Source organism: Streptomyces sp. NPDC023573 (assembly GCF_055559735.1).
In genome coordinates, this window is the sequence record NZ_JBVHKB010000002.1 from 78,660 (window position 1) to 91,557 (window position 12,898).

Annotated in this window: 13 protein-coding genes; 5 read left to right on the top strand and 8 right to left on the bottom strand. The window is 71.1% G+C overall.

Annotation, left to right across the window (positions count from 1 at the left end; genetic code table 11):
• Positions 1–36 precede the first annotated feature (36 nt).
• On the bottom strand, positions 37–996 hold the full coding sequence (locus ACZ32T_RS06785) for a LysR substrate-binding domain-containing protein (RefSeq protein ID WP_467365728.1): 960 nt from the start codon (positions 994–996) through the stop codon (positions 37–39).
• A gap of 132 nt (positions 997–1,128) precedes the next feature.
• Here ACZ32T_RS06785 and ACZ32T_RS06790 point away from each other — a divergent pair, with 132 nt between their 5' ends.
• Positions 1,129–1,683: a peroxiredoxin gene (locus ACZ32T_RS06790; RefSeq protein WP_018100933.1), complete on the top strand. Its 555-nt coding sequence runs from the start codon at positions 1,129–1,131 to the stop codon at positions 1,681–1,683.
• Positions 1,684–1,695: 12 nt separating this feature from the next.
• Positions 1,696–2,229: an alkyl hydroperoxide reductase gene (locus ACZ32T_RS06795; RefSeq protein WP_393767293.1), complete on the top strand. Its 534-nt coding sequence runs from the start codon at positions 1,696–1,698 to the stop codon at positions 2,227–2,229.
• A gap of 58 nt (positions 2,230–2,287) precedes the next feature.
• Here the strand turns inward: ACZ32T_RS06795 and ACZ32T_RS06800 are convergent, their stop codons facing one another.
• The 4 genes from ACZ32T_RS06800 to ACZ32T_RS06815 all read right to left on the bottom strand — a co-directional run bounded on the left by ACZ32T_RS06800 (position 2,288) and on the right by ACZ32T_RS06815 (position 7,305).
• Positions 2,288–3,679, bottom strand: a complete 1,392-nt coding sequence (locus tag ACZ32T_RS06800; RefSeq protein ID WP_467268120.1) for an AI-2E family transporter — start codon at positions 3,677–3,679, stop codon at positions 2,288–2,290.
• A 132-nt stretch (positions 3,680–3,811) separates the two neighbouring features.
• On the bottom strand, positions 3,812–4,522 hold the full coding sequence (locus tag ACZ32T_RS06805) for an aggregation-promoting factor C-terminal-like domain-containing protein (RefSeq protein ID WP_467268122.1): 711 nt from the start codon (positions 4,520–4,522) through the stop codon (positions 3,812–3,814).
• Between the two features lie 389 nt (positions 4,523–4,911).
• The gene (locus ACZ32T_RS06810) at positions 4,912–6,234 is read right to left on the bottom strand and encodes a PhoH family protein (protein WP_467268124.1); all 1,323 of its coding nucleotides are present in this window, start codon (positions 6,232–6,234) and stop codon (positions 4,912–4,914) included.
• Between the two features lie 309 nt (positions 6,235–6,543).
• Positions 6,544–7,305 (bottom strand): isoprenyl transferase, encoded by a 762-nt coding sequence (locus tag ACZ32T_RS06815; RefSeq protein WP_250288137.1) that lies wholly within the window; start codon positions 7,303–7,305, stop codon positions 6,544–6,546.
• A gap of 231 nt (positions 7,306–7,536) precedes the next feature.
• Here ACZ32T_RS06815 and mgrA point away from each other — a divergent pair, with 231 nt between their 5' ends.
• Both mgrA and ACZ32T_RS06825 read left to right on the top strand, forming a co-directional pair.
• The gene (gene mgrA / locus ACZ32T_RS06820) at positions 7,537–8,574 is read left to right on the top strand and encodes an L-glyceraldehyde 3-phosphate reductase (protein ID WP_467268126.1); all 1,038 of its coding nucleotides are present in this window, start codon (positions 7,537–7,539) and stop codon (positions 8,572–8,574) included.
• A 343-nt stretch (positions 8,575–8,917) separates the two neighbouring features.
• The gene (locus tag ACZ32T_RS06825; protein ID WP_467365730.1) at positions 8,918–10,093 is read left to right on the top strand and encodes a winged helix DNA-binding domain-containing protein; all 1,176 of its coding nucleotides are present in this window, start codon (positions 8,918–8,920) and stop codon (positions 10,091–10,093) included.
• 10 nt (positions 10,094–10,103) lie between these two features.
• On the opposite strand, the gene ACZ32T_RS06830 is transcribed toward ACZ32T_RS06825, so the two are convergent.
• From ACZ32T_RS06830 to ACZ32T_RS06840, 3 genes are all read right to left on the bottom strand, one after another.
• The gene (locus ACZ32T_RS06830) at positions 10,104–10,559 is read right to left on the bottom strand and encodes a hypothetical protein (protein WP_467268130.1); all 456 of its coding nucleotides are present in this window, start codon (positions 10,557–10,559) and stop codon (positions 10,104–10,106) included.
• A gap of 104 nt (positions 10,560–10,663) precedes the next feature.
• Entirely contained in the window at positions 10,664–11,482 is an 819-nt protein-coding gene (locus ACZ32T_RS06835; protein ID WP_467365733.1) for a class I SAM-dependent methyltransferase, read from the bottom strand.
• Positions 11,483–11,563: 81 nt separating this feature from the next.
• Entirely contained in the window at positions 11,564–12,355 is a 792-nt protein-coding gene (locus ACZ32T_RS06840; RefSeq protein WP_467268133.1) for a prepilin peptidase, read from the bottom strand.
• A gap of 104 nt (positions 12,356–12,459) precedes the next feature.
• Here ACZ32T_RS06840 and ACZ32T_RS06845 point away from each other — a divergent pair, with 104 nt between their 5' ends.
• Positions 12,460–12,849, top strand: a complete 390-nt coding sequence (locus ACZ32T_RS06845; protein WP_467365735.1) for a DUF192 domain-containing protein — start codon at positions 12,460–12,462, stop codon at positions 12,847–12,849.
• Positions 12,850–12,898: the final 49 nt, after the last annotated feature.

The following is a 12,898-nucleotide window of genomic DNA, read 5'->3' on the forward strand; positions in this document are numbered from 1 at the left end:
GGCCGGGGAGGGGTGAGCGCGCCGGGGGGGGCGCGCTCACCCCTCCTCGGGCACCCGTACCGGCAGCGTCCCCATCGCCCCGCGCAGCGCGGCCGCGAGCTCCTCGAACTCCTCCTGCCTCGCCGAGCCCGCCCGCAACGCCAGCGCCACCCGACGGGAGGGCGCCGGATCCTCGAAGTACCCGGTGGCCAGCGCCTCGTTCCGCCCGGTCTCCACCGTCACCGCCGTACGCGGAAGCAGCGTCACCCCGAGCCCGCCCGCGACGAGCTGGACCAGCGTGGAGAGCCCGGCCGCGGTCGTCGTCACCGGCGCCCCCTGGGTGCGCCCCGCCTCCCGGCAGATGTCCAGCGCCTGGTCACGCAGGCAGTGCCCCTCGTCGAGCAGCAGCAGCGGCAGGTCGCGCAACGTCCCGCGCGGCAGGCCGGTGCGCCCGGCGAGCTCGTGACGCTTCTCCATGACGAGCACGAAGTCCTCGTCGAACAGCGGCAGTTCCGTGACGCCGGGCACCCCCAGCGGCACCGCGAGCAGCAGCAGGTCCAGCCGGCCGGCCCCCAGCCCCTCCAGCAACGAGGAGGTCTGCTCCTCGTGGACCTGGAGATCCAGGTCCGGGTAGTGCTCATGGACCAGCCTGAGCACGGCCGGCAGCAGATACGGCGCGACCGTCGGGATCACGCCGAGCCTGAGCACCCCGGTGAAGGGCGCGCGCACCGCCTCGGCCTCCTCCATCAGCTCCCCGAGTGCCTCCAGCACCGCCCGGCTCCGCACCGCGAGGCGCTCCCCCGCGGGCGAGAGCAGCACCTTGCGCGTCGTACGCTCGATGAGCTGGACACCCAGTGCCACCTCCAGCGCGGACACCGCCCCGGAGAGCGCGGGCTGACTCATCCCGATTGCTGCCGCCGCGTCCCGGAAGTGCAGATGCTCCGCCACGGCCGCGAAGGCGCGCAGCTGCGAGAGGCTTGGCTGCTTGACCCTAATAGCCTGATTTACATACGCCACTGATAGGCACCTCCGATCATCCGGACCGAGTGTAGCTATTTCCGTGATCAATGCACTCTGTGCCAAGGTGGGGACTGTCCAACCCCCAGGAACACCCTCAAAAGGGGATTTCCTACGCAGCAAGGAGTGCGCGTGCTCACTGTCGGTGACAAGTTCCCCGAGTTCGACCTGACCGCTTGCGTGTCGCTGGAGAGCGGCAAGGAGTTCGAGCAGATCAACCACAAGACCTACGAGGGTCAGTGGAAGATCGTTTTCGCGTGGCCGAAGGACTTCACCTTCGTGTGCCCCACCGAGATCGCCGCCTTCGGCAAGCTGAACGACGAGTTCGCCGACCGTGACGCGCAGATCCTCGGCTTCTCCGGTGACTCCGAGTTCGTGCACCACGCCTGGCGCAAGGACCACCCGGACCTGACCGACCTGCCCTTCCCGATGCTCGCCGACTCGAAGCACGAGCTCATGCGTGACCTCGGCATCGAGGGCGAGGACGGCTTCGCGCAGCGCGCCGTCTTCATCGTCGACCAGAACAACGAGATCCAGTTCACGATGGTGACCGCCGGTTCCGTGGGCCGTAACCCCAAGGAGGTCCTGCGGGTCCTCGACGCCCTGCAGACCGACGAGCTCTGCCCCTGCAACTGGACCAAGGGCGAGAACACCCTCGACCCGGTCGCCCTCCTCTCCGGCGAGTGAGCTGATACCGACATGGCACTCGATGAACTGAAGTCCGCCATACCGGACTTCGCCAAGGACCTGAAGCTGAACCTCGGCTCGGTCATCGGCAACAGCGAGCTCCCGCAGCAGCAGCTGTGGGGCACCGTCCTGGCCTGCGCGATCGCCTCGCGCTCGCCGAAGGTGCTGCGCGAGCTGGAGCCCGAGGCCAAGGCCAACCTCTCCGCCGAGGCGTACACCGCGGCGAAGTCGGCCGCGGCCATCATGGCGATGAACAACGTCTTCTACCGCACCCGGCACCTGCTGTCGGACCCCGAGTACGGAAACCTCCGTGCCGGCCTGCGGATGAACGTCATCGGCAAGCCGGGCGTGGAGAAGGTCGACTTCGAGCTGTGGTCGCTCGCCGTCTCCGCGATCAACGGCTGCGGCCAGTGCCTGGACTCCCACGAGCAGGTGCTGCGCAAGGCCGGCGTGGACCGTGAGACCATTCAGGAAGCCGTCAAGATCGCTTCGGTGATCCAGGCGGTCGGCGTGACCCTCGATTCCGAGGCCGTGCTCGCCGAGTAGTACCCATGAACGAGAAGGGCCCCGAGGACGACCGACCGTCCCTGGGGCCCTTCTTATGTCACTTTCCCGGCTCGTCCACCGGGTCCGGCCGCTCGCCGCCGCCCGCCGGCTCCTCGGCCGGCCGGGCGGGGGGCGGTTCCGTCGGCGGTAGGGCCGAGAGCGCCGTGGCGCCGTGCGGACCTGACCCGTGGAGCACGGCGGGATCCTGCCCGAACGAGCGCAGATAGCCGACCACCGTGTTGGTCACGGCGACCAGGGGCACGGCCACGACCGCACCGCCGATGCCCGCGACCATGCCGCCCGCCGCGACCGACAGCACGACGGCCAACGGGTGGACGCGTACGGCGCGGCCGAGGATGAAGGGCTGCAGGATGTGGCCCTCGATCTGCTGCACGGCGAGCACCACGATCAGCACCATCAGCGCGGTGAACACGCCCTGGGTGACGAGCGCGACGACCACCGCGAGGGCACCGGAGACCACGGCGCCGACCAGCGGGATGAAGGCGAAGAGGAAGATGAAGACGGCGAGCGGAACCGCCATCGGCACATCGAGGAAGTAGATCCCGAGCCCGATGAAGATCGCGTCGATCAGGGCCACGATCACCGTGCCCCGCACATAGGCGGTCAGCGTCCGCCAGGCGCGCGGTCCGGCACCGGCGACGCCCGGCCGTGCCTGGGAGGGCACCAGCTTGAGCACCCACTGCCAGATGCGCTTCCCGTCGTAGAGCAGGAAGAGCGTCGAGAACATCGCCAGCAGCAGGCCGGTGAGGACCTCCACCATCACGGTGACGCCCTGGAGCCCGGCGGAGGTGATCTCCTCCGTGTTGGTGCCGATCGTGTCGCTGAGGTTCTTCGCGATGTCGTTGATCTGCGACTCGGTGACATGGAACGGGCTGTCCAGGAGCCAGCGCTTCAGCTCGTCGATACCGTCACGGACCCGGTCCGAGAGGTCGTCCAGATTGTCCATCACCTGCCACACGACGAACCAGCCGACCAGCCCCATGACGACGAAGCCGAGCACCGCGGTGACCGCGGTGGCCAGACCACGCGGCAGCCCGAGCCGTCTCAGCCGTACGACGGTGGGCTGGAGCATCGCGGTCACCAGCAGGGCCGCGACGAACGCGAGGACGACCAGTTGGACGGCGCTGATGACGCGCATGAGCACCCAGAGCGTGCCGGCCAGGACCAGCAGCCGCCAGCCTGCCTCGGCCGCCACGCGCATCCCCCAGGGGATCGCGGCCACCGGGTCGGGCTTGGCGGCGACGGAGGGGGCGTAGGAGGGCGGGGCGGGAACCTGTTCGGCGGCGACCGTGGAGAGCGTCGACGACGAGCCGCTCACGGCGTCCGCGTCGGCTCGGCGCTCGTCCTCGGCGCGGCGTTCTTCCAGGCGCGCCCCGATCTCGGTGAGTTCGGCGCCCACCCGGCCGAGCCACCCCGGAAGTTTAGACATGGATCTTCCCTTTCCCCCGTCCGCTCCCCGCACGCCCCCTGGAGCTGTCCGGATCGACCGTACACGCGAGAAGCCCCGCACCGTAGGACGGTGCGGGGCGTCTCGTGGTTGAGCGTGGAACCTCGCGGGCTCCTAGTACCAGTGGTTGGCCTGCCAGAAGGACCAGGCGCCGCACGGGCTGCCGTAGCGGCCGTCCATGTAGCTGAGGCCCCACTTGATCTGGGTGGCCGGGTTGGTCTGCCAGTCGGCACCGGCGGACGACATCTTGGAGCCGGGCAGCGCCTGTACGAGTCCGTACGCACCCGAAGAGGGGTTGCTCGCCCGGTAGTTCCAGGTCGACTCGTGGTTCACGATGTTGCTGAAGCACTGGAACTGGTCCGCGGGGACCATCTGGCGGGCCATCGCCTGCACTTCGGCCACGCTGTAGGAGCCCTGCGCCGAGAAGGAGGATGCGTCACGGACCGAGGAACGGCTCGCGCGTTCGGCCGCGTCCGCCTTCTTCTTGGCCTCGCGCTGCGCCTCCAGCTTGTCCTCGGCCGCCTGCTTCTTCGACTCGGCGTCCTTGGCGGCCTGGATGCGGGCCGTCTCCTCGGCGGACTTCTTGGCCGCCGCGTCGGCCGCGGACGCCTGGGCGTCGGCCTGCTGCGTCAGCGAAGCGGTCTGCACCTGGGCCTGCTGGCCCGCGGGGATGTCTGCGAGCAGCGTGGTGTCGGCTGCGGCCGCCTCGAAGTTGTTGTCGTCAGCAGCGGGAGTGCTGCCCGACGCAACGCCTACGACGGCGCCTACGGTGGTTACGGCGGTGGCTGACGCCACGGCGAACCCCCGGACCGAGATCCGGCTCACACGGTGTCCTTCCAGCATCGCCCGCTTAGGTGACCTCGCGGGCGCAATCGTGCCCCTGACACTGGCCTCCCTACTGCTTGGGTCACGGGAGGCACGGGCCCGGTGGGCGACTCCCTTGCGGAAGCGCCGCGTGGTGCTCGCGGGCGGCATACGGACGGCGATTGTTGAGTTGTGTGGTGCGGGGCGCCTCTGGAGGTGCCCAAGTGCCGTATGCGGGGCCTGACGGAAGCAAGACTCTGCCGGACGGACACGGCCCGTTGCAATTCTGTGTTGCGTGTGAAAGGTCACACCTCGTTTGGCGCACGACTTTTTCGGAAATGACGGCGCAGCACAATGCCGCCCGGCTAGGCTCCTTGGCTCGCCGGACGGCATCTATGGGGTGTTACGTGTCAGATGTGGCCGTCCTCCAGCATTTCGGTCACGAGCGCGGCGATCGGTGAACGCTCGGAGCGTGTGAGCGTGACATGCGCGAAGAGCGGATGACCCTTCAGCTTCTCGACCACGGCGACGACTCCGTCGTACCGGCCGACCCTGAGGTTGTCCCGCTGCGCCACGTCGTGCGTGAGCACCACCCGCGAATTGGCGCCGATACGGGACAGCACGGTCAGCAGGACGTTCCGCTCGAGTGACTGCGCCTCGTCGACGATCACGAACGCGTCGTGGAGCGAACGGCCCCGGATGTGGGTGAGCGGCAGGATCTCCAGCATCCCGCGCCCCAGCACCTCTTCGATGACCTCGCGTCCGGCGACCGCCGACAGCGTGTCGAAGACGGCCTGCGCCCAGGGGCTCATCTTCTCGGCCTCGCTGCCGGGGAGATAGCCGAGCTCCTGCCCGCCGACCGCGTACAGCGGGCGGAAGACCATCACCTTCTGGTGCTGACGGCGCTCCAGCACGGCTTCCAGGCCCGCGCAGAGTGCCAGGGCCGACTTGCCCGTGCCCGCCCGGCCGCCCATGGACACGATGCCGACGTCCTGGTCGAGGAGCAGTTCGAGCGCGATGCGCTGCTCGGCACTGCGGCCGTGGATCCCGAAGGCCTCCCGGTCGCCGCGCACCAGACGGACGTTGCCCTCGGCCGTGACCCTGCCGAGCGCCTTGCCGCGCTCGGACTGGAGGACCAGCCCCGTGTGCACGGGGTATTCGGCCGCTTCGGGGATGTAGAGGCTCTCCTCGCCGAAGAGCAGGTCGACCTGCTCCGCCGCGAGGGTGAGCTCGGCCATCCCGGTCCAGCCGGAGTCGGTGACGGCGAGTTCGGCGCGGTACTCCTCGGCGAGGAGGCCGACCGAGGACGCCTTGATCCGGAGCGGCAGGTCCTTGGAGACGACCGTGACGTCGTACCCCTCGGCCTGGAGATTGCGTGCGACCGCGAGAATCCGTGAGTCGTTGTCCCCCAACCGGTAGCCGGCGGGAAGGACGCCGGGGTCGGAATGGTTGAGTTCGACACGGAGCGACCCGCCCAGATCCCCGAGCGGGATCGGGGCGTCCAGCCGGCCGTACCTGACCCGGAAGTCGTCCAGCAGCCGCAGGGCCTGCCTGGCGAAGTATCCGAGCTCGGGGTGGTGCCTTTTGGCCTCCAGCTCCGTGACCACGACGATCGGCAGGACGACTTCGTGCTCGTCGAACCGGGTCATGGCTTTGGGGTCGGCCAGCAGGACGCTGGTGTCGAGAACGTAGGTGCGCCTGTCGGGCATGCGGCGCTTGCTGCTGGTCACCACGGAAGGACGTACCCCCTCGGACGAGGTCGGGGAGTGCGACGGACGTCGCGCAACTTCCCGAAGGGAGAGGACGGACCGGGTTCGGACCCCGTGCGCGGGCCGAACACCGGCCCTCCGCGTCGGCCGCACGGTGTGCGGTCCTTCGTGTGCAAAGGGCCTCCCGGGCGAGCGGGCCTGCCGCTCACTTGGCTGCGACGTCCGCCTGGTTGATGACCGGACGTCGACCTGAGAGCTGTATTCCCTCGAACGCGCGAAGCCATGCCCCTGCCTGCGAGAAGGCCTTCCGTTCGGATTCCGGCCCCGTGGTGTTCAGGCCCCGTAGCGCCGGTGCCGCGCCGCGTAGTCACGCAGGGCGCGCAGGAAGTCGACCTTGCGGAAGGCCGGCCAGAAGACCTCGCAGAAGTAGTACTCCGAATGGGCGCTCTGCCAGAGCATGAAGCCCGAGAGCCGCTGCTCCCCGCTCGTGCGGATCACGAGGTCCGGGTCGGGCTGCCCGCGGGTGTAGAGGTGCTCGGAGATCAGGTCCGTGGAGACGACCTCGGCGAGCTCCTCGAAGGTCGTGCCCCGGGAGGAGTGCTCCAGGAGCAGGGAGCGGACCGCGTCCGCGATCTCCTGGCGCCCGCCGTAGCCGACGGCGACGTTGACGATTATCCCGTCGATGCCCGCCGTGGCCTCCTCCGCCTCCTTGAGGACGGTCTGGGTCCTGGCGGGCAGCAGGTCGAGCGTGCCGACGTGGTGGACGCGCCACCGTCCGTCGGAGGCCAGCTGGCGGACGGTGTTCTCGATGATGCCGAGGAGCGGGATGAGCTCCGCCTCCGGCCGGTCGAAATTGTCCGTGGACAGCAGCCAGAGGGTGACGACCTCGACATCCGTCTCGCTGCACCAGCCGAGAAGCTCCGAGATCTTGTCCGCCCCGGCCTGGTGTCCCTGCACGGCCGAGCCGCCGGACGCCTTCGCCCACCGCCGGTTGCCGTCGAGGATGACTCCGATGTGCTTGGGCACCTGGTCGTGATCCAGGCGGCCTTCCACCCGGCGTGCGTAGAGCCCGTACACCAGGTCGCGCAAGTTCACTGAGTTCACCCTCTCGGTTCCGTACGGGCCTCAGGCCCGTCCTCCCCCTCGCGGGGGGTCCGGGGCCGCCCCCCGGGGGATCGCCGTGCGGTCCGCGCACCGCGCTTCCGCGCCGCGGATCGGCATGTCCCGAAGCCGCCACATTACTGCGGCGGGGGCACGGGGGCCCAACCCGGCCTGTCACAACTCGGCGATAAGACCGCCGTGCGCCGGCCGGCCTTAGAGTGAAACGTGACTGATTCCCTTACCTACCTCGCCGACGCGTCGCGCTACGACTCCATGGAGTACCGCCGCACCGGCCGCAGCGGGCTCAAGCTGCCGGCCGTCTCGCTCGGCCTCTGGCACAACTTCGGCGACGACCGGGGCCTCGGATCCCAGCGGGCGATCCTGCGCCGCGCCTTCGACCTCGGTGTGACCCACTTCGACCTGGCCAACAACTACGGCCCGCCGCCCGGCTCCGCCGAGCTGAACTTCGGCAAGCTCTTCCGCCAGGACTTCGCCCCGTACAGGGACGAGCTCGTCATCTCCACCAAGGCCGGCTACCGGATGCACCCGGGCCCGTACGGCGAGTGGGGGTCCCGTAAGTACCTGCTGTCCTCGCTCGACGCCTCGTTGCAGCGGATGGGCCTCGACCACGTCGACATCTTCTACTCCCACCGCTTCGACCCCGCCACCCCGCTCGAGGAGACGATGGGCGCGCTCGCCTCCGCCGTGAGCCGGGGCAAGGCGCTGTACGCGGGCGTGTCCTCCTACAACGCGGTACAGACCGCCGAGGCGGCGCGGATCCTCAAGGAGATGGGGGTGCCCGCCCTGATCCACCAGCCGTCCTACTCGATGGTGAACCGGTGGGTGGAGGCCGACGGGCTGCTCGACGCCCTGGAGACGGCCGGCATGGGCTGCATCTCCTTCGCGCCGCTCGCGCAGGGGCTGCTCACCGACAAGTACCTCGCGGGCATCCCCGAGGGGTCGCGCGCCAGCCAGGGCAAGTCCCTGGACCCGGGGCTGCTGTCCGAGGAGATGGTTCGCCGGCTGCGGGGGCTGAACGGCATCGCGCGAGGCCGTGGACAGTCCCTCGCCCAGCTGGCGCTCAACTGGGTCCTGCGAGACAGCCGAATGACGTCGGCCCTGATCGGCGCGTCGAGCGTGAAGCAGCTGGAGGAGAACGTGGCCGCGCTGTCGGCCCCGGCGCTGACCGCCGACGAGCTGAAGGAGATCGACACCTTCGCCGTGGACACCGCGAGCACCAACATCTGGGCCAACCGGGGCTGAGAGCGGGATTACCGCCGCCGGATCCCCCGTACGTGACGGGGGCCCGGCCCGGCGCCGCCTGCGGCCCCGCACACGGGCCGCACATCCGGCGCACAGTCCGGGCACAGTCCGGGCACAGTCCGGGCACAAAAAACGGGCCGGTCCGTGGGGGGGGGTTACGGACCGGCCCGAGGGGGGGTTTCCACCATAACCCTTCGTAAGTGCTGCTGCGTGCCACGCCACGAAATAATCACTCTCCGAGTTCGCCGGACTGCGCTGCGGGCACGGCTCCAGGGGCTCCTGCGGGGCACGGATCGGGGCCTACAGGACAGGTTCTGTCCTGTAGGGGTCCTACATTCGGCCCATGACGACACGAGCCCGCACGACGACCGTGAACTGGCCCCAGGCGAACGCCCGGCGCCTGGACCGGCAGTTCCTCTCCGGGGGCCCGTCGCCGGCCGGCCGTCCCACGCCTGGCGTCGCCGGTGCCGTCGCCGCGATGCTCGGGGCACACGCGCAGGTGCTGTCGGCCGCCGAACACTCGGTCGGTCTCCGCGCGCCGGGGACGACGCGCACAGATGTGCGTACGGCGCTGTGGTCCGGCCGGAGCCTGGTCAAGACGTTCGGCCCGCGCGGCACCGTGCACCTGCTGCCCGCCGGTGAACTGCCGATGTGGACGGGCGCCCTCTCGGCCGTGCCGGCGGGCGGCAGTCCCTTCCCGAAGGGGGCCCGGATGACTCCCGAGCAGGTCGAGGCGGTCGTGGCCGCGGTGGCCGACGCCCTGACGGGCGCCGAGCTCACGGTCGACGAGCTCTCCGACGAGGTCGTCGCCCGCACCGGTCCCTGGGCGGGTGACCTGGTGATGCCCGCGTTCCAGGGCATGTGGCCGCGCTGGCGTCAGGTGCTGCACCTGGCGGGCCACCGGGGCGCCCTGTGCTACGCGCCGAACCGGGGCCGGAAGGCGACGTACACCAACCCCGGGGTCGTCCCCATGCCCGCCCAGGAGGCGACGGCCGCCCTCGTGCGGCGCTACCTGCGGGCCTACGGTCCCGCCACGCCGGTCCACTTCGCCCAGTGGCTCGCGGCGCCACGCGGCTGGGCCGGGCGGCTCTTCGAGGACCTGGCCGGGGCCGGAGCGATCGAGGAGGTGGCGTTCGAGGGGACCGGGGCCTGGGTCGCGGCGGGCGACACCCTGTTCCCGTCCGGGGCGCCTCACGGTGTGCGGCTGTTGCCCTACTTCGACGCGTTCGCCATCGCCTCCCGGCCCCGCGAGCGGCTCTTCCCCGGCGCGGCGTACACACGGGCGCTGGCCGGCGGCCAGGCGGGCAACTTCCCGGTGCTGCTGGTGGACGGTGCGGTCGCCGGGGTGTGGCACCAGCGCCGGTCGGGGAAGCGGATCGCGGTCACCGTGGAGCCCCTGAGCCCGCTGGGCACCGCGCACACCCGGGAGCTGGAGGAGCAGGTGGAACGGCTGGGCGAGGTGCTGGAGGGCGCCCCGGAGCTGACGGTGGGAAAGGTGACCGTGGGCGGCCACGCGTAGGGCGCCGGGCTCAGGCGGCTACGAAGCGGATCGCCACCGTGTCACCGCCGACGATCACGAAGTCGCCGTTCTCGCACCGGAGCACGGCCTCGCGCACCTCGCCGTACTCGTCGCGCCGCTCCTGCGTGCCGACGACCGTCCAGGCCCCGCCGTACGGAGGAGGAGGCAGCCGGCTCAGCTGTTCGAACTGCCACTGACCCGCGGGCACACACCAGTCGGGGAGGCCGGGCCAGGCCCCGGAGGTGATGCTCAGCGTGTGGTCGGAGGCGCAGGTCAGCAGCACCGACTGCCCGCCCTCCAGCACGAATTCGACGGCTTCGGGCTCCCCCGCGCGCCCTTCCGGCCGGTAGAACAGGCCGTGGACGGCGATGATCCGCGCGCCCGTGAGCCAGTCGGCCTTACCGTGGCGCGGCCGGCCGGCCGGCGGGCTGATCTCTCCGCCGGGCATTTCCCTTCCCACCGACATGACCTGCTCCTTCGTTGTGCGCTCAACCACCAGGGTCGCACTACTCATGGGTAGGACGGGGGGGGCAGGTGCTGCCGTTGCATCCGGGGCCTGTGAAGCCGCCCTCAGCGTAGGGCCGTTGGGGCGCTTTCCGGTTTCCGTGCCTCGATCAGGAAGCGGGCGCTGTGCGCGACGAACGGACCCTCCTCCTCGATCTGGCGGTGGAGGGAGCGCAGTTGCGGCAGATTGGCGTCGACGGTGAATCCCGGGACCATCCAGATGACCTTGCGCAGGAAGTAGACGACGGCGCCGATGTCGAGGAACTCGATGCGCAGCCGCTCGGAGCGCAGGTCCGTCACCTCCAGCCCTGCGGCCTCCGCTTCCTCCCGCGCGCGCCGCGGATCGCGGGCGGCGCGCTGCTCGGGCGAGAGCGGGCCGAGGAAGTACTCGACGAGCTCGAACACGCTCTCCGGGCCGACCTGCTGGGAGAAGTACGTGCCTCCGGGTGCCAGGACCCGGGCGATCTCGTCCCACCAGGCCCGCACCGGGTGACGGCTGACGACCAGGTCGAAGGCCCGGTCGGCGAAGGGCAGCGGTGGCTCGTCCGAGTCCGCGACGACCGCGGCGCCCCGCGGATGGAGCAGGGCCGTGGCGCGGGCGACGTTCGGCGGCCAGGACTCGGTGGCCACGGTGAGCGGTGCCAGCACGGGTGCGGAGGCGAGCACCTCCCCTCCCCCGGTCTGGACGTCGAGCGCCGCCCCGGCCCGTGCCAGCCGGTCCGCCATGGCGCGCGCGTACCCCCAGGAGGGACGCTGCTCCGTGGCCCGCCCGTCGAGCCATGAGAAGTCCCAGCCGTCGACGGAGACGGCGGCGGCCTCCGCGACGAGGGTGTCGAAGCGCTCGTCGGAGGCAGAGGGGACGAAGGGTGAGGACGATCCGGTCATACCGGAAGGGTGTCAGTCCGCCGGGGTCCGGCGCGACCGGATATCCCGTACGCGCGTGCGGGGGGTGAAGGCCGTACGGGCCTAGGCAGCGAGTCCCCCGAACAGCAGGCCGGTCAGGGCGCCGACGATCATGAACGGGCCGAACGGGATGCCTGTCTTGCGCCCGGCGCGGCGCACCAGCATCAGCCCCGCCCCGTACAGCGCGCCGAACAGGAACCCTGCGAAGCCGCCCACGCAGAGCGCCGCCCAGCCGTACCAGCCGAGTGCCACACCGAGCGCGAGAGCGAGCTTCACGTCCCCGAAGCCCATGCCGGCCGGGTTGATCAGGAACAGCAGGAAGTAGAAGCCGCCGAGCGCCGCGCCGCCGAGCAGCGCCGAGGTCCAGGACCCGCCGTGCTCGGGCAGCAGGGCCGCACCGCCCAGGAGTACGGCGGTGGCACCGGCCAGCGGCAGCGTCAGCGTGTCGGGGAGCCGGTGGACACGGCGGTCGATGACGGCGAGGAGCACGGCGACGGGCGCCAGCAGCACCCAGACGGCCGCCTCGGGGCGGGTCCCGGTGGCCGCGGCGAGGGCCGCGCAGGCGAGCACGGTGACCACGGGCGCCAGCACGCCGGGGGCGTAACGGTCCCGTACGGACGGTGCCGGGGGCCCCGGAGCGCCGCCTGCCCGGAGCGAGGGGACGGCCACGGCGCACGCCGCGCATCTCGTCCGGCCGAGCCACCCCCGGGCGGGCCCCGTGAGTGCGTGCCCGGCGGGGCAGGCGTCCCTCCAGGGCTCCTCGGGTTCGACGGAGAAGCGGTACGCGGCGCGCGGGAGCAGCAGCCCGGCGGCGGCTCCCCAGAGCGCGGCGACCGCAATCAGAGTGGCTTCCACGGGTCCGACCCTAATCCGGCCCGCGCGGCGGGGACTTGGGCCCGGGGCCCACCGGGGGCCGTTCCGGACCCACACGCGGGGCGGGGCGGCTACGGTCGGTCCCCATGGGGAGATGGCGTGACGGCAGCGGGACACTGACGGTCGGGACGGCCCCGGGGGCGCGGGAGGTGCCGCTGAGGGTCGCCGCCTCGTACCGGGCGCGGGCGCGTGGACTGCTCGGCGTCGACGGCGTCGACGGCGCGCTGCTGATCACCCCGTGCGGGGGCGTGCACACCTTCCGGATGCGGTTCGCCGTCGATGTGGCGTACCTGGACCGGAAGCTGGACGTGCTGACGGTCCGCACGATGAAGCCCGGCCGGCTCGGTCGGCCCAGGCTCCGCGCCCGTCATGTGGTGGAGGCGGAGGCCGGAACGATGGAGCGGTGGGGCCTGCGGCCCGGGACGCGGGTCCGGGTCTCCGTAGCCACTACGGAAGCCTCGCCGCCCGGGCGGTGACGGGTGCAGCCGGAATCTCCGGTGCTGTCCCGCCGGCGCCCGGGGTGTC